The organism is Moraxella sp. K02, assembly GCF_041154755.1.
Classification (GTDB): domain Bacteria; phylum Pseudomonadota; class Gammaproteobacteria; order Pseudomonadales; family Moraxellaceae; genus Faucicola.
In genome coordinates this window covers 1,790,065-1,813,477 of sequence record NZ_AP031590.1, presented here as the reverse complement: position 1 = coordinate 1,813,477, position 23,413 = coordinate 1,790,065, and the positions used below count along the sequence as shown (strand labels likewise).

Sequence of the window (23,413 nt, the reverse complement as noted above, 5' to 3'; positions counted from 1 at the left end):
CCTAAGGGACTGATTTTGCAAAGGCTTGCTGCTCACGCCAATCAAGTAAATCCACCACGTCTTGGGCAATGCCTTGTTTTAACGCGTCAAGCCCAGCATAATTTTTTTCCCCATGTAAAAAATGCAAAAATGTCACCGTCAGTTCTCGTCCGTACAAATCCCCGTCAAACTTTGGAAAATTGACTTCCAGTCGCCATTCTACCCCATACTTATTTTTTAGCGCAGGGCGAGTACCCACATTGCAAGCGCCAAACAAACTGCCTTTGGTGAGTCCTTGCACGCCAGTTTGAGTATTTTTCCCCAGTGTTGATAAATCTGTGCCATCGGTAGCGGTCACCGATACCGCAAAAATCCCATGCAGGGCAGGCTTGATGCGGTTTAGGGCAATATTGGCGGTGGGAAAATCAAGTGTGCGGCCGATTTTATCGCCATGTTCCACCATGCCAGTAATCGCATAATCTCGTCCTAGCAGATGCTTTGCCGTTGCCAAGTCCCCTTGTTGCAAACAGTCTCGAATGCGGGTTGAGCTGACACGCTCATCTTGATGCGCATGGTCGGTCACGGTATGCAAAATTTGTACAGGCAAGCCAAACGCACGCAAAAACTCACTATCGCCAGTGCGGTCATGCCCAAAGCGAAAATCATCCCCCAATACCAGATGCTTTACGTTTAATTCGACCAACATTTTGGCAAAATCGTGTGCCGATAAATTCCGAAAGTCATTATCAAAATTTGCCACAATCAAGCTATCGATACTATGTTCAGCAATCAATTGGGTTTTTTCTGCCAAATTGGTGAGCCTTGCAGGGGCGGTTTGCGGGCTAAAAAACTCACGCGGCTGTGGTTCAAATATCATCACCATACTGGCAAGTTGCTGAGATTTTGCCAAAGATTTGGCTTTATCCAGCATCGCTTGGTGACCCAAATGTACCCCATCAAAATTACCAATCGTCAGTACCGAATCAGGTAATAGGGTTGGATTTTTTAGCCAGTCAGATAAATCAATCACGTTCATAGGCATCGCAAACTATCAATTTTATGAAATCGCTTATTATAAAGTAAAAATGTTGTTAACATACGCGCTAATAAGATTTTTCGGCAAATTTTAGCCGCATTTTTTGGTTCGATTTTGGAGTAGCTATGTCTGCAGCGCATCATAACCTTAGTATTCGCCTCGCTGCGATTGATGATTTACCGCGCATCGTTGAAATTTATAACCAAAGTATCGCAGGTAAGCAAGCCACGGCAGATTTACAGCCTGTGAGCGTGGCAGATAGGCAAGCGTGGTTTGACGCTCATACGGGCAATCGTCCGTTGGTGGTTGCCCAAACTAGCTGCGAAACTAGCTCTCAAACTAGCTTAGGTGAAATCATCGGTTGGGGCAGTTTATCTGATTTATACGCGCGTCCTGCTTATCATATCAGTACTGAAATCAGTATCTATGTGGCAGATGAAGCCAAAGGGCAAGGCGTGGGTAAGGCGTTGGTCAATTATTTAATCGAAGTTGCGCCAAGTTGTGGCGTGCAGCAAGTTGTTGCGCTGATTTTTGGCCATAACACACCGAGCCTCGCGATGTTTAGTAAGCTAGGATTTGAGCCATGGGGCAAGTTTAAGCAAGTTTGTGATATGAAAGATTTTATGGCGGATGTGGTGATTTTGGGAAAAAGTGTAGATTAGATAAAAAAAGGCTCAATATGAGCCTTTTTTTTGTTACAAAGTTACTGTGATTATAAGATAATAGCCTGTTGTTAGAACATGGCTTTCTCATTTGCTGCGTTATTATCGTCATATTGCAGGGAGAAATTTAGTTCATTTTCATCAATCTTATTGGCTGATTTACTCTCTAACTTAATGAGTAGGCGTAAATCATTGGGTGAGTCAGCGTGTTTGATGGCATCGCGGTAAGTGATTTCGCCATTTTCATACAAATCGAACAACGCTTGGTCAAAGGTTTGCATGCCAAGTTCGCGAGAGCGTTTCATGACGGGCTTAATTTCGTGGATTTCCCCTTTACGGATGTAATCCCCAATCAGTTGCGAATTAAGCAAAATTTCAATCGCAGCGCGGCGACCTTTGCCATCAGGGGTGGCAATCAATTGCTGCGCTACAATGGCGCGAAGGTTCAATGACAAATCCATCAAAATCTGCTCATGATGTTCTGCGTCAAAAAAGTGAATGATACGGTCAATCGCTTGGTTGGCATTGTTGGCGTGTAGGGTGGCAAAAACCAAGTGTCCTGTTTCGGCATATTGAATGGCATAATCCATGATTTCGCGGGTACGAATCTCGCCAATCAAAATCACATCAGGTGCTTGACGCAGGGTGTTTTTTAACCCTGCTTCAAATGATTTGGTATCAATGCCAACTTCGCGTTGGGTGATGATACAGCCTTTGTGTTCATGGACGTATTCAATCGGGTCTTCGATGGTGATGATATGACCGCGCGAATTCTCGTTGCGATACCCCATCATAGCTGCCAGTGTGGTAGATTTACCTGTACCTGTCGCACCGACCAGTAGCACAATACCGCGTTTTTTCATGGCAATTTCATTCAAAATCGGCGGCAGATTGAGTTGCTCTACCGTCGGAATTTTGGTTTCAATTTTACGTAGCACCATGCCCGCACAGTCTTTTTGGACAAAGGCAGAGACACGAAAGCGGGCGTTTTGGTGTTTGTCACTAATGGCAAACTGGCATTCGAGGGTTTCATCAAATTCTTTGATTTGACTAGGCGTCATCACGCTTTTGACCAGCGTCATCGATTGCTCTGGGGTCAGCGCTGACTTGGTGACTGGCATGATAGTACCATTGACTTTCATTGAGGGTGGCGCATCGGCGGTGATAAAAAGGTCAGAGCCGTTTTTCTGTACCATTAGCTGCAGTAATTTATCAAAATCCATAACAGGTATCTCGCATTGTTTGTATAAATTTTAAGAAACCGTGTTTTGATAAACATTGTTTCTATAAGATAGTTTCTATAAAACAGTAATTACATAAAGCTTTCCGGTTGTTTGGCATATTGGCGCGCTGATTCTTTGCTAATCACGCCTTTATTGACCAGTTCGCGAAGACTTTGATCGAGTGTGGTCATACCATCGCCTGCACTGGTTTGGATGGCAGAGTACATTTGGGCGACTTTGTTTTCACGAATCAAGTTACGAATCGCAGGCGTACCAATCATGATTTCATGCGCGGCGACACGGCCACCCGTTTGACGTTTGAGTAGCGATTGCGAGATAACCGCTTGCAGCGACTCAGATAACATCGCACGAATCATGTCTTTTTCTGCTGCGGGAAACACGTCGACCACACGGTCAATGGTTTTGGCAGCAGATGAGGTATGCAATGTCCCAAATACCAAGTGCCCTGTTTCAGCAGCGGTCAATGCCAAGCGGATGGTCTCAAGGTCACGCATCTCACCAACCAAAATAACATCGGGGTCTTCACGTAGGGCAGAGCGCAGCGCGGCGTCAAAGCTTAAGGTATCACGGTGCACTTCCCGTTGGTTGATGAGGGATTTTTTTGATTGATGCACAAATTCAATCGGGTCTTCGATGGTTAAGATATGTTCTTTACGGTTTTCATTGATATAGTTAATCATCGCAGCAAGGGTGGTTGACTTACCCGAACCCGTTGGACCGGTGACCAGTACCACGCCGCGTTTGTAGTTAGAGATTTTCTCAAAAATGGGCCCCATCCCAAGCTGTTCCATCGTCAAGACCTCAGACGGAATGGTACGAAATACCGCCCCTGCGCCCCGGTTTTGGTTAAAAGCATTGACACGAAAACGCGCCACATTGGGAATTTCAAACGAAAAGTCGGTTTCAAAAAACTCTTCATAATCGGCACGTTGTTTGTCATTCATGATGTCATAAATCAAACTATGCACTTTTTGGTGATCAAGCGGTGGCATATTGATTTTGGTAATTTCACCATCTACCCGAATCATCGGTGGTAAGCCTGCTGAAATGTGTAAGTCAGAGGCTTTATTTTTGAATGCAAAACGCAACAAATCGTCAATCGATAATTCCTTTGCCATGATAGCGAATCCTTAGGTGGGTCAAGAAAATAGAAAAAAGCCGCGGGAAAAAAAGATAGCTATACTATAATCATCCGTCCACAAAAAAAACAGAAAAAACTGACTAGGGGTCATAGTTTTTTGTTGATTTTAGCTTATGTTAAACTCAATTGGAAAATTGGGCACACAAGTGCAAAAAAAACCAAAAACTTCACCCTAACTCGTTAGCCATCAAGCTAGTCCCCTATCAACAGGAAAAGTTAACCATGCAAACATTCGACGCACAGCAGCCATCGGCGACAATCGCAACAGACGCTGAAAACCAAGCCTTGATAGCGCGTTGGCAACAGGTGAAAACTGACGTTGCTAGGCTCAATCCAACTGTCAAATTACTTGCGGTATCCAAAACCAAACCCAACTGGATGATTCGCACCTTAGCGCAGCAAGGTCAGCAGGATTTTGGTGAAAACTATGTGCAAGAAGCGGTGACAAAAATCGCCGCACTCAAAGACGTTACTGCCAACGAGCAGCCATTGGTGTGGCATTATATCGGTCATATCCAGCGTAACAAGACCAAAGAGTTGGCAGCGCATTTTGATTGGGTGCATGGGGTCGATCGCTTAATTATTGCCCAGCGTCTCAATGAGCAAAGGGGTGAACACCTTCCGCCACTTAATATCTGTATCGAAGTCAATATTGACTATGAAGCCAGTAAATCAGGCTGCCAGCCAGACCAGTTACCCGAATTAGTGACAAAGATTAGTCAGCTGCCCAACTTGCAATTGCGGGGACTGATGATTATCCCTGCCAAAAATTCCGCGTCTGCCTTTGTCAAAACCCAACAGCTTTTTGAGCAAAACAAGCGCTATCATGCACATCCTGAACAGTGGGATACTTTGTCAATGGGCATGAGCGGCGATATTAAGCAAGCCATTACCGCGGGTGCCACCATCGTTCGTATTGGCACCGCCATTTTTGGGGCGAGAGATTAGCGCGAATGATGGGGTAAAAAGACAGCAATTTAACGATTTTGGTAGTGGTTTGAAAAGTATGCTGAAGTAGAAATAAAAAAGACAGCTTGAGAAAAAGATGATAATTTGAGGTTATGAAGACACAAATTACAATCAGATGCCCAAGCTGTCTTGGCTTAAGTATAAAGAAAAACGGCTGGAAAATCTATGGCAAGCAGAACTATCAATGCAAAGACTGTCATCGACAATTCATTCATGAAACGGAGCTAAGTTACCAAGGCTGTAAAAGCGATATTGATGACAAGATACGTTTAATGTTAGTACGAGGCTGTAGTGTTGCTGACATTGTTGTCATTGAGAAAGTTAGCAAGTACAAAGTATTAAGCGTTTTGGTTAATTCAAACCATGATATAAAACCCAAACAACGGTATTATCGAAAACTGCAAGTTGATGAGTTTTGGACATATGTGGGGCACAAGAAAAACAAGGTATGGCTTGTTTATGCCTATGACCCAGAAACAAGTGAGATTGTTGCCTTCGTATGGGGTAAACGTAATCTAAAGACGGCTAGAGAGCTAAGAGCCAAGCTTGAAAAAATGGGCGTTGACTTTGGCTATATCTGCTGTGATAACTGGGATAGTTTTTTAACCGCCTTTGATTTTGACTTTAAACAAGTAGGTAAACGCCATACGGTTGATATTGAAGGCAACAACAATCGCTTTAGGCAAAGGCTTAGGCGTGTATTCCGAAAGACGTGTTGTTTTTCTAAGAAATTAGAAAATCATTTTAAAGTATTCGATTTACTGTTTCACTATGTCAATTATGGCTGGGTATAGTGAGCATACTTTTTATACCACAGCCACGATTTTTATCAGTTTTTACTCAATTATTAAGCAGGGTCAGTTACATATTGCCCCTGCTTTTTTTACATTACACCAAAGTAAATACGGGGTAATAGGCGGTTATTTAACCCAATGTTGTGCCAAATCAATGGTTTTATTACCCAATTATTGCTGTATGCTTTCTATAAGCTTTCTGTAAGCAAATTAGTTTACATTGTAATATTTTTTAACATTTTATGGAAAAAAGATATCCACATCCAAAAAACTTTATTGGTATGATGGCGTTGTTTTACAGAATGTAACCAATACAATAGTTATGTAATTTTTATCCGTATATCAACTTTTTAGCTTCTAGCAATCAATTTTGATATAGCCCATATACGGATAAAAGTTCTGAACGGATTAAAGCCCTATGAACTTTCTTCAAAAAACTTTATTAACCGCTCTACCTTGTGTCTTGTTCAGCCTAGCCCCAACCGCTGCCAATGCCGACAATGGTATCACAGAATATTTCGGTAGCTTTAACTCAAGTGTTTCTCAAAATCCAGAGGGTGGCTCAAAAGCAGATAGCCTCATTGCAAAAGCCAAAAACTTCATCGGCTTGCCATATCGTTTTGGTGGTACCAGCCCAACGAGTGGTTTTGATTGTAGCGGCTTTATGCAATATGTTTATAAACAAACCGCCAACATCAATCTACCACGTACCTCAGGCAGCATGGCACAAGTGGGTGAACGTATTAACCGTAGTGAGTTAAAACCAGGCGATATGGTGTTTTTCTCTCACGGGGGTGGTCGTATCTCTCATGTGGGCATGTACATCGGTGAAGGTCGTTTTATTCATTCCCCATCAACGGGCAAAAGTATTTCTATTACAAGTTTAGATTCTGGCTATTGGGCCAACAAATTCGTGACAGCGCGCCGTGTCTTGGACGCTTGAGTGTAATCGAGAACGTTACTATTAAAGAATATTGTTGAAAAAACCAATAAAGTTAAAACGCTGTAAACTGTCGATCAAGGTAAGCCAATGCTTACCTTTTTTATTCTGTCGAGGAAATTTTGATAAAATAGATAAGTCAATAATAATTAAAAAAAATTAAACATTTACCCATGGGTCATTAATAAAGTATTAGAATGAAGCAATAATACCTTATATAATCTTTAAGGTAAGTTAAATGCAAACGACTAAAACTAATCAATGAATGACAATGACTGACATCGCTGTCTTGATTTGTTCAGTGCGTGGCGCCCTTTTTTAATAGACTTATTGATTTTGCAATAATCCTATGACCCAAACAGCCTTGCCAAGCTTTAAAGAACAATTGCAGCAAACGCTAAAATTTTTTAGCTTTAAACCTTCGCTATATATCAATTCGCCAAGAGTCAACGATACCAATAAATTCATGCTGTTTATTATATTGGCGTTGGTTGAGACATTTTTTCATTTGATTTGGTATGCGACAGTTCTTGTCATCACATCGCCCATAGATATCTTTCCCTTTGCTCAGACGTTCAATCAAATTTTTAATCGCAGCTTGATGATAAATATCACTTATTTGGGACTCGCAATGGTGTTGTTTTGCGGGTATTCACTGTGGGTCATTACCCGCATGCCTGAGCAGTCAAGACTTTGGCGGGAGTACCAAATCTTTTTTGTAATCATCTATCTGATTTATGAAAATCTTTTTATCGTCTGGATTGGCAACAACAGCGCGCTTGAAGGTGTAATGCTGATTAGTGCCACCGGTCTTGGCATGGTGCTATTAAGATGGCGACTGGTCTGGGTGTCATTTGTCAGTTGTATTGTTGCGTTATTTATTTTTAATATGAGTAATAGCATGAACTGGTGGCAATTGCTGCCTAGATTGTATCCAAGCTTAGCAGCGCGTAGTCATTGGCTTTGGGGATTGTCTTTTAGCTTTTTGGTAACCGCCAAAGCAACGGTCACGTTATATTGTATTTTGCAGGGTATGAAAGTCATGAGTTTTCAGCGCCGCAAAATTTATGATTTGCTAGAAGCCGATGCGCTCACCAATATCGCCAATCGGCGGACCATTTATAGTTTTTTGAGTTATTTATGGCAACACAAAAGCGATTGGAACACGCTTAGTGTGATTTATATTGATTTGGACAAATTTAAACATATTAATGACGAATATGGTCATGACGCCGGCGATGCGACATTGATTTGTACCGCGAATACCTTAAAAGACTTCTTGCCGACAGGGACGATGTTTGGACGTATGGGCGGGGAAGAGTTTTGTATCATCTTGCCAGATACCGGGATTGAGCAAGCTGCCGATATGGCAGAGCAGCTGCGCCAAGCGTTTGAAAAGCAAGTGGTGAGATATGGGATTTTTGATACAGAAATTCGATTTACCGCAAGCTTGGGTATTGCCAGTGTTTATCAAAATCATGGCGCAGATAGCGAGCGCACGGTTGATAATCGCGGTTTTATCGAATATATGCGCGAGTATATGCATAGTTTACCGACCATGCCTGCACTGCCGCCTGCCCTTGAGCAAATTATCAAATTCTCCGATTTGGCAATGCAGCAAGCCAAAGCCAATGGTCGCAACTGCGTGGTCAAAGGTCAATGTTATTTATTGATGACGCAAAGCAATCAGCCCTCATAACTCAGCCTTCATAAAATCAGTTAAGTACCGAGCTTGCAACAAGCGTATCAATCATCGTCGTCGCAAAACTGCCTGCCGGCAATTCAAAATCTAACACCAATGTCTTACCGTCTTGCCAAACCCACTGCAAGTTACTGGGCAGCATACGCAGGGGGCGGCGCTGCTGCTTTAAACCAAACTCAATCAAACCTTGACTTAGCTGCTGATAAATGGGATTGTCAGTGATAACTGATAATTCTAATGCGTTAACCTTACCACTACTTTTTAACTCACCTGCGCCCCACATCGGTGCAGTCAAATGGATATCGCCACTTTGTAGCCTTGATAGCATGGTATCATCTATATGCTGTGCCACAAAGATACTGTTCGAACCCGCCAAATTCATCACGTCGCCATCAAGTGGTTGGTTCCAGATGCCCAACGCGATACGTTTTGCCAAGATGGCATTGAATAATTCACTACGCGCTGCCGACAGATACAGACTGATTTTATCTTGGTCAAATTTGCGATGAATTTTTTTACCCTGAATTGTATGATGGGTGAATAGTTCGATAGCGGCATCAATATTATTGGCATCTTGCCCAAAGCGCTGCTCGCCAAAATAATTGGGAACGCCTTGGGTTTTGATGGTCGCAAGTTGTTGCTCGATGGCGGCTTTCTCACCTACCACGTCGCGTAGGGTGATGATAAACTGATTGGCCTGATGAGTACCGCGACCCAGTTTTTTGTGATGCCAATGCTGTGCCAGTATTTCTAGGGTTTCATCGCTAGCTAATTTAGTTTGGACAAATTGCTCAAAGTTTGGTTCAGGGGCAATTTTTTTTGGCAAGCGAAGACTAAACCATTGCGTCGTCAGCGCATGGCGATCTTTGAGACCCGAATATCCTACATCCTTGAGTGGGATGCCTGCCCATTGCGACAATATCTTTGCCACAAAATTGGTATTCATACGGGTTTTTTGAATATGAAGCCAAAGATGTTCGCCTGTATGGCTGCATTCAATGCCAAGTTTTTCATGGACAATAAAATCAGTGGGTTGTTGTTTATAAATCGCCGATTGAATCGCAAGGGTATAGGGTGAAGGCAGTTTTGGCATGCTAGGGTTACTTGCAAAAGGTTTATTTTAACAAATGGATGATTGATAAACCATCTCGATTACAGATTCGATTACAGCAGCGCTTTACTATAACCATGCTTTGTTGTCTGTTAGTAGGGCGTTAAAAATATGACCGCAACGAAAATGACGTCAAATACGGCTTGAATGCCAAAGTAATAGACAATAAAGTACCATTCAATCAAGTGATCTTCAATAAAATAACAGTGCTTAATTTAGGTGGGTTGGGTGCATGGGGTGGCAAAATCGGTTAGCTGACTTGGCAAAATGTTTAATGTATCCTATGTTTAGCGAATGTGAGTATAAAAAGAGAAAAAACATGAAAAACCCTGATAGCGATATCGATAAAAACGCTGTGCAATTACGCGTTGCCAGGCAACAAGACGTCGAAAATTTGGTAACTTTGCTCAATCGCTGTTACCGCTCAGATGAAGGCTGGACCAATGAAGCTGCTTTGATTGGCGGGATTCGTACCACGCCCGAGGAAATGACCGCCATGATAGACAATCCCAACGTTTATCTGTTCGTGTTTGAAAATCCGCACGATAGCGATGATTTGCTCGGGTGTATTTCTGTGGATTTCTCACCCATTAACCATCAGCCAGCGGCGTATATTGGCACTTTTGCGGTTCATCCTGCTGTGCAAGGTAGAGGCATTGGCGATACCATGTTGTCTGCGGTAGAAACGTTTGCTATTAGACACGCCCACGCCAAAAACTTAACCCATTTACCTTTAACCTATTTACCTTTAACCCATCTATCTATGTCGATTTTAAGTCATCGACCAGAGCTGTTAAGTTATTATCAGCGCCGCGGTTATCTACTGACAGGGGAGAAGATGGCATTTCCTAGAGACGGCAACAATGGCGACCCCAAACGCGATGATGTATTTTTAGAGTTTTTGCAAAAACCCATTTAAGCAAATAAAGCGTCCGTCAACACTCAATGGACAATTTAAACTGACCCAAGATAGCAAAGGCGAGCCGATGCTGACGGTTACCAGTGTAAATCAAATCAGTATCTTTAAAACTAGTATCTTTAAAACTAGTATCTTTAAACCTGTAGCTGCGTAATTTGCCAGTTTAATAATTAAAAAAAAGCCCACATCAATCAGTGGGCTTTGTGGTGGTAACTAACTATTATTTTCTCACTTCCCCATGCCCAAACACAATCCATTTTTGCGATGTTAAACCTTCAAGACCCACAGGACCGCGCGCATGGATTTTATCGGTAGAGATACCAATCTCTGCACCCAAACCATATTCAAAACCATCGGCAAAGCGGGTTGATGCATTGACCATCACGCTACTAGAGTCAACTTCACGCATGAATGTTAACGATTTTGAGTAGTTTTCGGTGATAATCGCATCGGTATGGTGTGAGCCATGTTTATTGATATGGGCAATGGCTTCGTCGATATCGGCGACTACTTTAATCGCCAAAATTGGCGCCAAATATTCGGTATCCCAATCTGCCTCACTCGCCGCTGACAGATGAGCGGTTAATTCAGTGGTATCACTCAAGATGGCTAAGGTTTTTGGGCAGCCGCGTAATTGCATGGCGCTGTCTGCAGCGACAATGGCGCTGGCGATTGGCGGCAGCGCTTGCGCAGCGATTTGGCTATCAATCAGCAACGTTTCCATGGTATTACAAGTGCCGTAGCGGTGAGTTTTGGCATTGACGCAAATAGCGGTTGCCATAGTCAGGTTTGCATCGCGATCGACAAAGGTATGGCAGTTACCATCTAGATGCTTGATGACAGGGACGCGCGCTTCATTACTGATACGCTCAATTAGGCTTTTACCACCTCGCGGCACAATCACATCGACATAGCGATTCATGGTGATAAGTTCCCCCACTGCCGCGCGGTCGGTGGTTTCCACCACTTGCACTGCCGCTTCTGGCAAACCAACCGCTTGTAAACCTTGTTTGACACACGCAGCCAATGCTTGGTTAGAATAAAACGCTTCTGAACCCCCACGTAGGATAATCGCATTGCCAGATTTTAATGCCAAAGACGCAGCTTCAATGGTCACATTGGGGCGAGATTCATAAATCATCCCGACCACGCCCAGTGGCACGCGCATTTTACCCAACTGAATGCCTGATGGACGAAAGGTCATATCCGTGACCTCGCCAATCGGGTCAGGTAGCATGGCGACATCTTTTAGCCCTTGTAACATGCCTTCAAAACGCGCATCGGTGAGCGCTAATCGGTCAAGTAGTGCGTCATCCAGTCCTTTTTGTTGACCGTTTTGCATATCGGTGGCATTGGCCGCCAACACCTGTGATTTGGCTTGTTGCAGGGCATCATAGATAGCGAGCAGGGCGCTATTTTTGAGTGCAGTGTCTGCTTTTGCCAGAATCGCTGAAGCGGCGCGCGCTTGCTGTCCCACGGTTTGCATATAATGTTTGGTATCAGTCATGGTTTGCATAGTCAGTCCCTAATATAATCATCGCTTCATCATAACAACTTCAATCCAAAAATGGAATTTAGAAAGTTTTGACAGACAAAAATTAATGGTTATGACTCAATCTAAAAACAAGTGCTAAAGACCAGTGCCCTAAAATCGAACGCCATAGAATAAAGTTAAATGAGAGAAAAAGTTGCGTTTTAGTAGCATTTTAAGCGAAAATAGACAGTTTTTTTCCACCTATCGTCAAATTTTGGATTGAATATCATGTCAGATGCTATGCCAAACTTACAGCGTCCTGTAGCCTTGCAACTTAACAATATCCACAAGAACTTTGGATCGCTTGAAGTACTAAAAGGTGTATCGTTGACCGCTTATGATGGCGATGTCATCTCAATTCTCGGCTCGAGCGGTTCGGGCAAATCCACCTTGCTACGCTGTATAAATTTGCTTGAAAACCCCTCGCAAGGGGAGGTTTTTTTGGGCAATGAAGCATTGCTATTAAAACCGAATAAATCAGGGGATTTGGTTGCCGCCAACCAGCGTCAGCTTGAGCAGTTTCGCTCAAAAATGGGCTTTGTGTTCCAAAACTTTAATCTATGGCCACACCGGACTATTTTGCAAAACATCATTGAGGGGCCGACCCAAGTCCTAAAAATCGCCAAAGACCAAGCCATCAGTGAAGCTGAAGTACTACTAAAACGCGTAGGACTACTGGACAAAAAAGACGCTTACCCAGAAAACTTATCGGGTGGGCAACGCCAGCGTATTGCCATTGCTCGTGCGCTAGCGATGAAGCCCCAAGTATTGCTATTTGATGAACCAACTTCTGCCCTCGACCCAGAATTGGTCAATGAAGTATTAGCGGTGATGAAATCGCTGGCTGAAGAAGGCCGCACCATGCTGATTGTCACCCATGAAATGCGTTTTGCGCGCGATGTATCAAGCCAAGTGGTGTTCTTGCATGAAGGACGTATCGAAGAAATAGGTACACCCGAGCAGGTGTTTGACAATCCGCAATCAGCGCGGGTGAAAGACTTTATGGCAAGCCATCAAAAATAATCCAAACAACCTATGAGCCGTCAATTGCCATGCGATTGGCGGTTTTGTAGTTTTATGCATTGGAAAAAATTTATTTGATTTAATTGTTGCTCCATACGTTTTTCACTTGCAAAAATGTTAATTTATGTTAATTTTAACTAAATTGTAAACTCGCATTTATTTTAGTCGCATTGATTTTAAATATTGAAATCGCTGAAAGCGAAACCTGATATTAAATCGCTTTTTACTCAAAAATTTCATTTGTAAGGAATATCCATGCAATCAACCTTGAATTCAACCTACTCAAAACTCGCCTTGGCAACGGTATGCGCAGTTAGCATGGGATTAACCGCCTGTCAAAAACCTGCTGAAAAAACAGAAGGTGCAGCCGCGAGCCAACCCGCTGCCAGTGCCAGCACAGGCAAAAAAGTTCGTATTGCCACTGAAGGCGCCTACAAACCATTTAACTACACCAATGCCGATGGCACGTTAGGCGGTTATGACGTGGATGTTGCCAAAGCCGTGTGTGCCCAAGCGAAACTCGACTGCGAAATCGTGGCGCAAGATTGGGACGGTATCTTACCAGGCTTGATGGCGAGAAAATACGACGCGGTTGCCGCGGGTATGTCAATTACCCCAGAGCGTTCAGCGCAAGTGGATTTCACCACGCCTTATTTTAAAAACACCATGGTTTGGGTCGCTGCCAAAGGTAGCAAATTCAACCCACAAGCGATTTCAGGGCTAAAAATCGGCGGTCAACGCTCAACCACTATGGCACAGTACCTTCAAGATAAACTGAGCAAAACCAACGAAATCAAATTGTATGACAACTATGACAACGCCTATATTGACCTAAAATCAGGTCGTATCGATTCAGTATTGTCTGAAAAAGTAACCGCAAGCGAATGGCTAAAACAAAACAGCAACTACCAAATCGTAGGCAGTGAGATGGATAATGGTGATAACATCGCAATGGCTATTCGTAAAGGCGATCCACTAAAAGCAGAATTTGACAAAGCCTTAGATGCGCTACAAAGCAATGGCGAGTTGGCAAAATTACAAAAGCAACATTTTGGTAATTAATTGACGTTGTATCGAGCGATTTAAGATTTACACAGTAGATGTGGGTGACCCTCAAATTTTGACAAAAAGGTGTTGTTATGAAACAGTTATCGGTTTTGGGTGTATCGTCGTTGGCCATTTTGATGGGGGTAACCGCCTGTCAAAAACCTGCTGAAAAAGCGGCAGACACGGCAACAGCAAGTAGCACAACCACCACAGCAAGCGCAGATATGCCACAGATTCGTATCGCTACCGAATCAAGCTTTGTTCCCTTTAGTTATAAAGATGCCAATGGCAAATTAATCGGCTTTGAGATTGATTTGGCAGATGCGCTATGTGCTGAAGCCAAACTAAAATGTGAAGTGATTTCCCAAGATTGGGATGGTCTGATTCCAGGGCTACAAGCACAAAAATACAATGCCATCATGGCGGGGATGTCAGACACCGCAGAGCGTCGCCAAGTCGTGGCATTTAGCGACCCATACTTTACCAATAACCTTGTTGTGATTGGCAAAAAAGGGGTAGAAAAAGGCGCTGATGACCTAGCGGGCAAATCCGTGGGTGCGCAGCGTTCGACGACTGCCGCTGAGTACTTAGCCAAAAACTTCCCAAAAGCCACCCCAAAACTGTATGACACCCAAGATAATGCCTATCTTGACCTAGAATCGGGTCGTACAGATTTGATGATTTCTGATAGTGCCCCAGCCTTATCCTGGTTAAAAACCGCCAAAGGTCAAGGCTTTGAAGTCAAAGGTCAACCGATCAATATTGATGACAAAATTGCCATTGCCCTTCGTCAAAATGATCCATTGATTGGCAAATTCAACACCGCACTGGCGGCGTTAAAAGCCAATGGTACTTACGATAAAATTAGCCAAAAATATTTTGCAGATTTACCGAAATAAGCCGTTAAATAACTTATTTGCCTGTTAGTGTTGTTAAAGCTGACAAGCAAAAATTGTCATGTGTTAGACGTTAAAAATTAGGAGTATCAGGTGAAAGCAAATATTTCATTATTGGGTAGCTTGGCATTGGCAGGTCTAGCGCTGGTGGGTTGTCAAAAACCTGCAGAAAAAACGGCGGCAACGACGGGTAGCACAGCCGCTTCTACAACGGTGAATAGCAGCACAGAGACATCGAGCAGTATGGCGGGCAAAACCATTCGCATCGCCACCGAAGGCACCTATAAACCCTTTAGTATCACCAAAGCGGATGGTAGTTTGACAGGTTTTGACGTGGATTTTATGCAGGCCTTGTGTGCAGAAATGAAAGCCAACTGTGAAATTAAGCCACAAGATTGGGATGGTTTATTGCCAGGCTTGATGGCAAAAAAATATGACGTGGTAATTGATGCCATGTCTATCACCCCAGAGCGTCAAGCGCAGGTCGATTTTACCGACCCCTATTTTACCAATACATTGGTATTTTTGACCAAACAAGGTAGCCCTATCAATCCGGATGACCCTGCCCAAATTGACAGCCATAAAGTTGCGGCGCAGCGTTCAACGCTATCTACCCAGTGGATGGAAAAAAATCACCCAAAAGCCCAGCTAAACCTGTATGAAGGGTTGGACAATGCGTTTATGGACTTGGCAGCAGGGCGCTCAGATATGATGATTTCGGATAAAGCCCCTGCCGCTTATTGGCTGACCACGCCAGAAGGTAAGGGCTTTGAAATCAAAGGTAAAGAGATTGATGTCAATGACAAAATGGGTATCATCGTGCGTAAAGGTGACCCACTGCGTTTAGAATTTAACAAAGCGATTGCCACGTTAAAATCAAATGGCACGTATGACAAAATCTATAACCAATATTTTGGTAGTGCAACCACCACAACAGCGGCGGCAAGCAGCGTGGCAGTCACGGTCTCTAGTACCACAACGACCACGACGACTGTGGCAAGTACTAGCAGATAACTTAACCAAACGCTTAGGTTCAGTCAAAAACTGGGTGAAAAGTCACTCAGTTTTTTGTTTTTTTGATGGTTTTTGATAGGGCAATCACGTAAAATTGCACCCTGCAAAAAACAAAGCAAAAGGTTATATCCGTTATCACCTTTTGTCTATGTGACGGTGAAACTGCGTTTTAAGCATTTTTTGGGTAATAGGTCAACAAACAGAGTTAAAAAGACAGGGTATCGATATTGTGTTAGATCTACAAGGTTTTGGGCAGCTATTATTAAGTGGCACTTGGGTCACCATCAAACTGGCATTGACTAGTTTGGTCATTGGGCTGATTTTGGGATTATTGGGCGCGACCGCTAAGATGTCACGGTTTAAAGTGCTCAATGCCATCGCCACCGCTTACACCACCATTATCCGTGGTATTCCAGAACTGCTATCAGTGATGTTTATTTACTTTGGCGGCTCGATGTTGATGGGATTTATTCTATCGCAATTTGGCCATACCGGATATGTGGATGTCAGTCCGTTCTGGGCGGGGGTTACAGCGCTGTCTGTGGCATTTGGTGCGTATGCGACCGAAACTTTTCGTATGGCATTTCAAGAGATTCCAAAAGGTCAAGCTGAAGCAGCGCAAGCGATTGGCATGAAAAAATTTCAAATACTTTGGCGAGTGACGTTGCCACAAGTCTGGCGTATTGCACTGCCAGGACTGGGTAATTTGTTTTTGGTACTGCTCAAAGATACTGCGTTGGTTTCTGTGGTCGGGCTTGAAGATATCATGCGCCACGCCAAAACGGCAGCGACTTCCACGCAAAGCCCGTTTACTTTTTATATGGCAGCAGCATTGTTGTACTTGAGTTTGACCGTCATTATCACCGGTGTGATTATGTGGCTAGAATGGGTCAATAACCCAGCAGAGCGTTATGCAAAACGCCTGCAAAAAATCGGCATGGCAAAATAGGGGATACATCAATGAACTGGAATTGGCAAATTATTATTGATAGTATCCCGAAACTGCTGCAAGGTAGTATTATCACCATTGAGCTTGTGGTGTTGTCGGGTTTATTGGGGTTTATGTTGGCAGTGCCGCTAGCCTTGGCTAGGCTATCAAAAAAACCTTGGGTACAGGCATTGCCGTTTGCGTATATTTTCTTTTTTCGGGGTACGCCGCTACTGGTGCAAATCTTTTTGATTTATTATGGCTTGTCACAATTTAAATGGGTGACCGAGTCCGTGCTGTGGAAATCAGGTGTGTTATCGAGCCCATTTTGGTGCGCTATCATCGCTTTTACCCTCAATACCGCAGCTTATATTGCAGAAATCATCCGCGGTGCTATCAAGTCAATACCCAAAGGCGAGAATGAAGCTGCCGACGCCATTGGCATGTCGTATAGCCAAAAATTGCGCCGAATTATTTTTCCTCGCGCCTTTGGTATCATGCTGCCTGCGTATGGCAATGAAGTGATTTTTATGCTCAAAGGCAGTGCGCTGGCATCGACCATCACTTTAATGGATATCACTGGTGTGGCAACGACGATTATGTCAAAAACTTATACCGTTTTTGAGTTGTTCTTTGCCTCAGGTATCATTTATTTATTATTGTCTTGGCTATTGATTGGGATGTTTCGATTGGCGGAAAAACGCATCAATCGTCATCTGTCTTATCAGCCCGTCAGTAATGAGGGCGTCACTGCCTAAGCTACTAAGCTAAGATAAGTTAAGCTAAGCTAGACAAAAAGTTTGGATATATTGGAGGCGTGCCAGTGAAACAAGCAGTTATGATATCAAGTTTGCTGATAGGTGGGTTGTTACTCTCGGCTTGTCAACCTGCCAGTGATAACAAGCCAGCGCAAAACAGCACAGCAAGTGCCACAGTAAGCGCCACAGTGGCTAGCGTTCAAAGTCCGCATCACGTTGCCAGTGTAGTTGCTGCCAGTACCGTATCCTCCCAAACTGCCGAAAACGGTGCGCCCAAACAAATCAACTGGGCATTGGTGGATTCGGGCATTAAGCCAGTCGATAAGGCTAGCTTTAAATACCCCTTTGCGCTCGATAGCGAGCCTGTCAAAGCGTATGCTGAGATGTATCATGTGGATAATGAAACCTCCCGCTACAATTTAACGGTGGGTATGGCAGTCAATGAAGTCTTATCCAAAGTGCTCGACCAGCTGGGTACTGCCTATGTGTCACATGAACTCACAGCCGGTAAAAACAGCGCGTTTGTCATCCATACCACCCAGCAAATTGCCCCGAGCCAATACACTTATGTCTTTGCCGAGCCCTTTGCCAAAGGGTTAACCATTCCTGTCAAAATTATCAATGATGGCAAAAAATAACTAACTTGCCATCGGTATGTTGACGTTTATTTATCGTTTAAGGAAATACCATGCGTGTGCTAGGACTGGAAACATCCTGCGATGAAACGGGATTAGCCATTTTTGATAGTGACCAACGTCACCAACCCAATCAAGGTTTGGTCGGGCAAGTACTGTATAGTCAAATCGCGCTACATGCGACGTATGGCGGGGTAGTCCCTGAACTTGCAAGTCGCGATCACATCCGTAAATTAGTGCCCTTGTTGCAGCAACTGCTGGATGACTGCCAACTCAAAAAAACCGATATCGATGCAATTGCCTTTACCAAAGGCCCTGGACTGGTGGGCGCCTTGATGACTGGGGCATTATTTGGGCGCAGTTTGGCGATGGCATTGGGTATTCCTGCGATTGGCGTACATCACATGGAAGGACACTTACTCGCGCCGCTATTAGGCGCCAATCCGCCTGATTTCCCGTTTGTTGCGTTGTTGGTGTCGGGTGGGCATACCATGTTGGTGGCGGTCAAAGGCATTGGGCAATATGAAATATTAGGTGAGTCGATTGATGATGCCGCAGGCGAGTGCTTTGATAAAGCCGCTAAAATGCTAGATTTGCCCTACCCTGGTGGACCTAATATTGCACGCTTGGCGCAAACAGGCAATCCATTAGCCTATGAATTACCGCGCCCGATGCTCGGCAAAGGATTGGATTTTTCTTTTAGTGGTATGAAAACCGCCGTGCATAATTTGATTAAAGACCATCCAACCGATAGCCATAATCCTGAGCATGCCCAGACGCGTGCCGATATTGCAGCAAGTTTTCAATATGCGATGGTCGATACGTTGGTGAAAAAATGCGTCAAAGCCTTGCAGCAAACGGGCATGAGACGGCTGGTAATCGCAGGCGGGGTGAGTGCCAATCAACAACTACGAGAATCGTTAGCTGAGGCATTAGCCAAAATCAACGCCACCGTGCATTATGCACCGCCTGCCTTGTGTACTGATAATGGCGCCATGATTGCCTTTGCCGGGTGGCAGCGCTTGAACGCCGGTCAACACGATGAGCTAGCGGTTAGCTGCTTGCCGCGTTGGGATATGACAACGCTGCCTGCTGTCAATCCAGCTAACCCATAACCACCACAAGGACTTGAAGATGCCATGGCTGTGGATAGGACTGGGGGCGGCATTGGGGGCAATGCTGCGCTGGTGGTTAGCCAGACTCAATAGCGTACACCCTTGGTTGCCCTATGGCACACTATTTGCCAATGTACTAGGCGGGCTGTTGATGGGATTTGCCCTGGTACTCACCCAAAAGTTGCACCCAAACTTACGACTGTTTATCACCACTGGGTTTTTGGGGGGACTGACAACGTTTAGTACCTTTAGTGCCGAAGTGTTTACTTTGTTGAATACCGGCAAGGTATGGCAAGGTTTAGCCTTGATTGGCATCCATGTGCTTTTAACCTTGGTTGCGACTGCCATTGGTTTTTATAGTCTTAAGCTACTAAGTTAAGAAGTTGTTAACTTAACAAGCCATTAAGTTAACAAGCCATTAAATGGTTAATTGCCTCTTTCCCATGCACCGCTAAAAGTCGCAAAGCTTTTCAAGGCTTTGCGAACCGATAAGCGAGTTTAAGTTAAATGTACTTATCTAGTCTACTTATACCGTGCGCAATCGGTCAGTCATCAAATTGTCATGATACTGTCACATTTCTTTGTAATCATATACACAATTTTTATACAAACCGAATGATGGTTATTGTGATGACAGTTAAATCGGTCAGCATTGAGCTATATCATCTTTAAGCTATCCTAGTGAAAATAACCAAAGAAAGTTAAATCGTACCGTTGGTGACATTTATTTCATTCAGGCAGTTTCATTATAAACTCAAAAAACGTTTTTAGGAGCTATCCATGCGTTATTCATTATTAAGTGTTGTCGTAGCATCGACCTTAGCATTAACCGCTTGTGGCAACAAACAAGCAGACAATCAAGCAGCGGGTGCCTCAGCAACGTCAAGCACTGCGACAGGCGCTACAGGTAGCAACAAAAACGCCGTATTTACCATCACAGGTGCAGGCGCCTCTTTCCCACAACCTATTTATGCTAAATGGGCAGGTGAGTTCAAGAACGCCACTGGCGGTCAAGTGAACTACCAATCAATCGGTTCATCAGGTGGTATCAAACAAATCCAAGCCAATACCGTTGACTTTGGTGCGTCGGATGCGCCTTTAAGCAAAGAAGAGTTGGATAAAAGCGGTTTAATCCAGTTCCCAACCGTTATCGGTGGTGTTGTGCCGGTTGTTAACATCGAGGGTGTTGCACCCGGTCAATTAAAACTAGACGGTGCCACCCTTGCCAATATCTACTTGGGTAAAATCACTAAATGGAATGACCCAGCGATTACCGCATTAAACCCAGGCGTGACATTACCAGATGCGCCAATCACGACGATTTTCCGTTCTGACGGTTCAGGTACAACCTTTAACTTTGCAAGCTACTTAGCCGCTGTATCACCAGAATGGAAAGCAGGTCCAGGTGTAGATAAATCCATTAAATGGCCAACCGCTGCCACAGGTGCAGGTGGTAAAGGTAACGAAGGCGTGGCAAGTAACGTCGCTCGTGCCAAAAACTCAATCGGTTATGTTGAGTACGCTTACGCAAAACAAAACAAAATGTCGCATACTCAGCTTAAAAACGCAGCAGGTAACTTTGTACAACCATCGGCTGAAAGCTTTGCCGCTGCAGGTAATGCAGATTGGAAAGGTACACCAGGCTTTAACATTGTATTGACTAACCAAGCAGACCCAAATGCCTGGCCAATCTCTGCGGCAACATTTATCTTAATCCATACTAAACCCACCAACCCAGAAAACGTCAAAAATACCCTTAAATTCTTTGACTGGGCGTATTCAAGCGGCGATGAGCTAGCAAAATCACTGGACTTTGTACCATTTTCAGCAGAAAGCAAAGCTATCTTCCGTGAAGAGTGGAAGAAAGTTGTAGGGGCTGATGGTAAGCCACTATTTAGCTCAGATGCTGCCACAGCAACTGCGTCAGCGGCAAAATAATCTCATGATGATGGTTAACAGTTAACAGGGTTAGGCATGTCAAACGATACGTAGAGCAATAAACAAGTTAATGCTCTACGTTTTTTTTTCAAATTTCTAGAATTAGTAAACTAAAACTATTTTTTGATGGCTGGGTTCTTATGTCGGATTTACACGCAAAACTCGCAAAGCAAAAACAATTAGACTGGTTGTTTGTCAACGCGACTCGTCTTTTTGCGTTTATCGTGCTGTTGTTGTTAGGTGGTATCTTAATCTCACTATTGCTTGGTGCATTGCCAAGTATGAAAGCGTTTGGCATTAACTTTTATACCAGTAAAGACTGGGATACAGGGATGGATGTATACGGCGCACTGGCACCAATCTATGGTACGCTAGTGACTTCTGTCATTGCCATTTTGATTGCGGTGCCGGTAAGTTTTGGTATTGCCATGTTTTTGACAGAGCTTTGCCCCAATTTTTTAAAACGTCCTTTGGGTGTTGCCATTGAGTTGTTAGCGGGTATCCCTTCAATTATCTATGGTATGTGGGGATTTTTTGTATTTGCGCCTTGGTTTTCAGAGCATATCCAGCCTTGGCTGATTGACCATTTGGGTGATGTGCCTTATGTGGGTCGTTTATTCCAAGGTGCGCCGATGGGTATTGGTCTGTTCACCGCAAGTTTGATTTTGGCCGTCATGATTATCCCGTTTATTGCATCGGTCATGCGTGACGTTTTCTCCATTACGCCAAAGATGCTTAAAGAATCTGCCTATGGTTTGGGTTCAACCACTTGGGAAGTGATGCGATACGTGGTGTTGCCTTATACCAAAGCCGGTGTGGTGGGCGGTATCATTTTGGGATTGGGTCGCGCATTGGGGGAAACCATGGCAGTCACCTTTGTTATTGGTAACGCTTATAATGTCAGTCCAAGTTTGTTCCAGTCAGGGGTGTCAATCACCTCGGCATTGGCAAATGAATTTGCAGAGTCTGAAGGCTTGCACCAATCATCGCTACTACATTTAGGTTTCTTACTATTTATCATTACCTTTATTGTACTGGTGATTTCAAAATTGATGCTCAGTCGTATGGATAAAAATGCGGGTACAAAATAAGGACGCTGGGGAATACTATGACTACTACCAATATGAATCGTAACAACGCCATCTACAAACGCCGCCGTTTAAGTAATGCTTTAGGACTGGTATTTGCCGGTTTGTCCATTGTATTTGGCTTGACCTTCTTAGGTTTAATTTTATTCAAATTGTTTTTATCAGGCTCGCATGCGTTATTGACCATGCCTATTTTTACTCAAGACACGCCATCGCCAAACGAAATTGGCGGTCTTCGCAATGCGATTATCGGCTCAATCATGGTGACAGGATTAGGGCTTGTAGTCGGTACGCCGATTGGTATCATGGCAGGTATTTATCTGGCTGAATTTGCTGAAAACAGCTGGCTTGGTAAAGTCACCCGTTTTATGAACGACATTTTGCTATCCGCACCCTCGATTGTGATTGGTCTATTTATTTTTGCTTTGATGGTACAAGGTCGTAACTTCTCAGGTTGGGCAGGTGCAATGGCTTTAGCGCTATTGGTTATTCCTGTGGTGGTACGTACCACCGAAAATATGCTGCGTCTTATTCCCAATACACTGCGCGAAGCGGCTTATGCGTTGGGGACGCCAAAATGGAAACTGGTAACATCCGTTACTCTGCGTGCTGCCAAAACTGGGGTATTAACAGGTATCTTACTGGCATTTGCACGTATCTCAGGTGAGACTGCACCCTTACTATTTACCGCGCTCAATAACCAATTCTTTAGTACCGATATGGGTCAACCCATTGCCAACTTACCAAACGTGATTTATCAATACGCCAGCCAACCATACCCTATTTCAAACCAATTGGCTTGGGCAGGTGCGTTACTCATCACCTTGGCAGTATTAACATTGAATATTTTGGCACGTGCGCTCAGTGGTAAAGAGCAATCATCACATTGATGATCAATAGAAGATTAAAGCTATTTGCTAGTATCAAACAAAATTTATTA

At 43.9% G+C, this 23,413-nt stretch carries 23 protein-coding genes; 18 read left to right on the top strand and 5 right to left on the bottom strand.

Features of this window, described 5'->3' with window-relative positions; genetic code table 11:
• Nucleotide 1: 1 nt before the first annotated feature.
• Nucleotides 2-1,015 (bottom strand): riboflavin biosynthesis protein RibF, encoded by a 1,014-nt coding sequence (gene ribF, locus ACAM39_RS08060; RefSeq protein ID WP_369627295.1) that lies wholly within the window; start codon nucleotides 1,013-1,015, stop codon nucleotides 2-4.
• Between the two features lie 125 nt (nucleotides 1,016-1,140).
• Between ribF and ACAM39_RS08055 the strand changes: the two genes are divergently transcribed.
• Nucleotides 1,141-1,677, top strand: a complete 537-nt coding sequence (locus tag ACAM39_RS08055) for a GNAT family N-acetyltransferase (protein WP_369627294.1) — start codon at nucleotides 1,141-1,143, stop codon at nucleotides 1,675-1,677.
• A gap of 71 nt (nucleotides 1,678-1,748) precedes the next feature.
• Here ACAM39_RS08055 and ACAM39_RS08050 read toward each other — a convergent pair whose 3' ends face one another.
• Both ACAM39_RS08050 and ACAM39_RS08045 read right to left on the bottom strand, forming a co-directional pair.
• Complete coding sequence (locus tag ACAM39_RS08050; protein WP_369627293.1) at nucleotides 1,749-2,900, bottom strand: PilT/PilU family type 4a pilus ATPase; 1,152 nt, start codon at nucleotides 2,898-2,900, stop codon at nucleotides 1,749-1,751.
• Nucleotides 2,901-2,989: 89 nt separating this feature from the next.
• Complete coding sequence (locus tag ACAM39_RS08045; protein ID WP_128680027.1) at nucleotides 2,990-4,039, bottom strand: type IV pilus twitching motility protein PilT; 1,050 nt, start codon at nucleotides 4,037-4,039, stop codon at nucleotides 2,990-2,992.
• Between the two features lie 245 nt (nucleotides 4,040-4,284).
• Between ACAM39_RS08045 and ACAM39_RS08040 the strand changes: the two genes are divergently transcribed.
• From ACAM39_RS08040 to ACAM39_RS08025, 4 genes are all read left to right on the top strand, one after another.
• Entirely contained in the window at nucleotides 4,285-5,010 is a 726-nt protein-coding gene (locus ACAM39_RS08040; RefSeq protein ID WP_369627292.1) for a YggS family pyridoxal phosphate-dependent enzyme, read from the top strand.
• 113 nt (nucleotides 5,011-5,123) lie between these two features.
• The gene (locus tag ACAM39_RS08035; RefSeq protein ID WP_369627291.1) at nucleotides 5,124-5,825 is read left to right on the top strand and encodes an IS1 family transposase; all 702 of its coding nucleotides are present in this window, start codon (nucleotides 5,124-5,126) and stop codon (nucleotides 5,823-5,825) included.
• A gap of 418 nt (nucleotides 5,826-6,243) precedes the next feature.
• On the top strand, nucleotides 6,244-6,768 hold the full coding sequence (locus ACAM39_RS08030) for a C40 family peptidase (protein WP_076776333.1): 525 nt from the start codon (nucleotides 6,244-6,246) through the stop codon (nucleotides 6,766-6,768).
• A 346-nt stretch (nucleotides 6,769-7,114) separates the two neighbouring features.
• Nucleotides 7,115-8,464, top strand: coding sequence for a GGDEF domain-containing protein (locus ACAM39_RS08025; RefSeq protein ID WP_369627290.1), 1,350 nt, complete (start codon nucleotides 7,115-7,117; stop codon nucleotides 8,462-8,464).
• 16 nt (nucleotides 8,465-8,480) lie between these two features.
• Here the strand turns inward: ACAM39_RS08025 and truD are convergent, their stop codons facing one another.
• Nucleotides 8,481-9,560: a tRNA pseudouridine(13) synthase TruD gene (truD, locus tag ACAM39_RS08020; RefSeq protein ID WP_369627289.1), complete on the bottom strand. Its 1,080-nt coding sequence runs from the start codon at nucleotides 9,558-9,560 to the stop codon at nucleotides 8,481-8,483.
• 337 nt (nucleotides 9,561-9,897) lie between these two features.
• Between truD and ACAM39_RS08015 the strand changes: the two genes are divergently transcribed.
• Complete coding sequence (locus ACAM39_RS08015; protein ID WP_369627288.1) at nucleotides 9,898-10,497, top strand: GNAT family N-acetyltransferase; 600 nt, start codon at nucleotides 9,898-9,900, stop codon at nucleotides 10,495-10,497.
• 220 nt (nucleotides 10,498-10,717) lie between these two features.
• On the opposite strand, the gene ACAM39_RS08010 is transcribed toward ACAM39_RS08015, so the two are convergent.
• Nucleotides 10,718-12,013, bottom strand: a complete 1,296-nt coding sequence (locus ACAM39_RS08010; RefSeq protein WP_472828205.1) for a glutamate-5-semialdehyde dehydrogenase — start codon at nucleotides 12,011-12,013, stop codon at nucleotides 10,718-10,720.
• A gap of 246 nt (nucleotides 12,014-12,259) precedes the next feature.
• Between ACAM39_RS08010 and ACAM39_RS08005 the strand changes: the two genes are divergently transcribed.
• The 12 genes from ACAM39_RS08005 (at nucleotide 12,260) to pstA (ending at nucleotide 23,363) form a co-directional block, all read left to right on the top strand.
• Nucleotides 12,260-13,054, top strand: a complete 795-nt coding sequence (locus ACAM39_RS08005; protein WP_007117184.1) for an ABC transporter ATP-binding protein — start codon at nucleotides 12,260-12,262, stop codon at nucleotides 13,052-13,054.
• 255 nt (nucleotides 13,055-13,309) lie between these two features.
• Nucleotides 13,310-14,116: a transporter substrate-binding domain-containing protein gene (locus tag ACAM39_RS08000; RefSeq protein WP_369627287.1), complete on the top strand. Its 807-nt coding sequence runs from the start codon at nucleotides 13,310-13,312 to the stop codon at nucleotides 14,114-14,116.
• A 77-nt stretch (nucleotides 14,117-14,193) separates the two neighbouring features.
• Nucleotides 14,194-15,000, top strand: a complete 807-nt coding sequence (locus ACAM39_RS07995; RefSeq protein ID WP_369627286.1) for an ABC transporter substrate-binding protein — start codon at nucleotides 14,194-14,196, stop codon at nucleotides 14,998-15,000.
• A 90-nt stretch (nucleotides 15,001-15,090) separates the two neighbouring features.
• Entirely contained in the window at nucleotides 15,091-16,011 is a 921-nt protein-coding gene (locus tag ACAM39_RS07990; RefSeq protein WP_369627285.1) for a transporter substrate-binding domain-containing protein, read from the top strand.
• A gap of 229 nt (nucleotides 16,012-16,240) precedes the next feature.
• Complete coding sequence (locus ACAM39_RS07985; protein ID WP_313423462.1) at nucleotides 16,241-16,960, top strand: ABC transporter permease; 720 nt, start codon at nucleotides 16,241-16,243, stop codon at nucleotides 16,958-16,960.
• A gap of 11 nt (nucleotides 16,961-16,971) precedes the next feature.
• Nucleotides 16,972-17,697: an ABC transporter permease gene (locus tag ACAM39_RS07980; RefSeq protein ID WP_369627284.1), complete on the top strand. Its 726-nt coding sequence runs from the start codon at nucleotides 16,972-16,974 to the stop codon at nucleotides 17,695-17,697.
• Between the two features lie 65 nt (nucleotides 17,698-17,762).
• Entirely contained in the window at nucleotides 17,763-18,335 is a 573-nt protein-coding gene (locus tag ACAM39_RS07975) for a hypothetical protein (protein ID WP_369627283.1), read from the top strand.
• Between the two features lie 50 nt (nucleotides 18,336-18,385).
• Entirely contained in the window at nucleotides 18,386-19,447 is a 1,062-nt protein-coding gene (gene tsaD / locus ACAM39_RS07970) for a tRNA (adenosine(37)-N6)-threonylcarbamoyltransferase complex transferase subunit TsaD (RefSeq protein WP_315264217.1), read from the top strand.
• 19 nt (nucleotides 19,448-19,466) lie between these two features.
• Nucleotides 19,467-19,826, top strand: coding sequence for a fluoride efflux transporter CrcB (gene crcB / locus ACAM39_RS07965; RefSeq protein ID WP_315264215.1), 360 nt, complete (start codon nucleotides 19,467-19,469; stop codon nucleotides 19,824-19,826).
• 401 nt (nucleotides 19,827-20,227) lie between these two features.
• Nucleotides 20,228-21,385, top strand: a complete 1,158-nt coding sequence (gene pstS, locus ACAM39_RS07960; RefSeq protein ID WP_369627282.1) for a phosphate ABC transporter substrate-binding protein PstS — start codon at nucleotides 20,228-20,230, stop codon at nucleotides 21,383-21,385.
• A gap of 140 nt (nucleotides 21,386-21,525) precedes the next feature.
• A complete protein-coding gene (pstC, locus tag ACAM39_RS07955; protein WP_369627281.1) occupies nucleotides 21,526-22,476 on the top strand; it encodes a phosphate ABC transporter permease subunit PstC in 951 nt (316 codons plus the stop codon).
• Nucleotides 22,477-22,493: 17 nt separating this feature from the next.
• Complete coding sequence (gene pstA, locus ACAM39_RS07950; protein ID WP_007117173.1) at nucleotides 22,494-23,363, top strand: phosphate ABC transporter permease PstA; 870 nt, start codon at nucleotides 22,494-22,496, stop codon at nucleotides 23,361-23,363.
• Nucleotides 23,364-23,413 lie beyond the last annotated feature (50 nt).

What these genes read in the sequence shown, in the direction of transcription:
- pstS (WP_369627282.1), top strand. Translation starts at nt 20,228, where the DNA reads ATGCGTTATTCATTATTAAGTGTTGTCGTAGCATCGACCTTAGCATTA.
- pstA (WP_007117173.1), top strand. Translation starts at nt 22,494, where the DNA reads ATGACTACTACCAATATGAATCGTAACAACGCCATCTACAAACGCCGC.
- ACAM39_RS08030 (WP_076776333.1), top strand. Translation starts at nt 6,244, where the DNA reads ATGAACTTTCTTCAAAAAACTTTATTAACCGCTCTACCTTGTGTCTTG.
- ACAM39_RS08000 (WP_369627287.1), top strand. Translation starts at nt 13,310, where the DNA reads ATGCAATCAACCTTGAATTCAACCTACTCAAAACTCGCCTTGGCAACG.
- ACAM39_RS08045 (WP_128680027.1), bottom strand. Translation starts at nt 4,039, where the DNA reads ATGGCAAAGGAATTATCGATTGACGATTTGTTGCGTTTTGCATTCAAA.
- ACAM39_RS08055 (WP_369627294.1), top strand. Translation starts at nt 1,141, where the DNA reads ATGTCTGCAGCGCATCATAACCTTAGTATTCGCCTCGCTGCGATTGAT.
- ribF (WP_369627295.1), bottom strand. Translation starts at nt 1,015, where the DNA reads ATGAACGTGATTGATTTATCTGACTGGCTAAAAAATCCAACCCTATTA.
- ACAM39_RS08005 (WP_007117184.1), top strand. Translation starts at nt 12,260, where the DNA reads ATGTCAGATGCTATGCCAAACTTACAGCGTCCTGTAGCCTTGCAACTT.
- truD (WP_369627289.1), bottom strand. Translation starts at nt 9,560, where the DNA reads ATGCCAAAACTGCCTTCACCCTATACCCTTGCGATTCAATCGGCGATT.
- ACAM39_RS08035 (WP_369627291.1), top strand. Translation starts at nt 5,124, where the DNA reads ATGAAGACACAAATTACAATCAGATGCCCAAGCTGTCTTGGCTTAAGT.
- ACAM39_RS07980 (WP_369627284.1), top strand. Translation starts at nt 16,972, where the DNA reads ATGAACTGGAATTGGCAAATTATTATTGATAGTATCCCGAAACTGCTG.
- ACAM39_RS08015 (WP_369627288.1), top strand. Translation starts at nt 9,898, where the DNA reads ATGAAAAACCCTGATAGCGATATCGATAAAAACGCTGTGCAATTACGC.
- ACAM39_RS08010 (WP_472828205.1), bottom strand. Translation starts at nt 12,013, where the DNA reads ATGCAAACCATGACTGATACCAAACATTATATGCAAACCGTGGGACAG.
- ACAM39_RS07995 (WP_369627286.1), top strand. Translation starts at nt 14,194, where the DNA reads ATGAAACAGTTATCGGTTTTGGGTGTATCGTCGTTGGCCATTTTGATG.
- ACAM39_RS08025 (WP_369627290.1), top strand. Translation starts at nt 7,115, where the DNA reads ATGACCCAAACAGCCTTGCCAAGCTTTAAAGAACAATTGCAGCAAACG.
- crcB (WP_315264215.1), top strand. Translation starts at nt 19,467, where the DNA reads ATGCCATGGCTGTGGATAGGACTGGGGGCGGCATTGGGGGCAATGCTG.
- ACAM39_RS08040 (WP_369627292.1), top strand. Translation starts at nt 4,285, where the DNA reads ATGCAAACATTCGACGCACAGCAGCCATCGGCGACAATCGCAACAGAC.
- ACAM39_RS08050 (WP_369627293.1), bottom strand. Translation starts at nt 2,900, where the DNA reads ATGGATTTTGATAAATTACTGCAGCTAATGGTACAGAAAAACGGCTCT.
- tsaD (WP_315264217.1), top strand. Translation starts at nt 18,386, where the DNA reads ATGCGTGTGCTAGGACTGGAAACATCCTGCGATGAAACGGGATTAGCC.
- pstC (WP_369627281.1), top strand. Translation starts at nt 21,526, where the DNA reads ATGTCGGATTTACACGCAAAACTCGCAAAGCAAAAACAATTAGACTGG.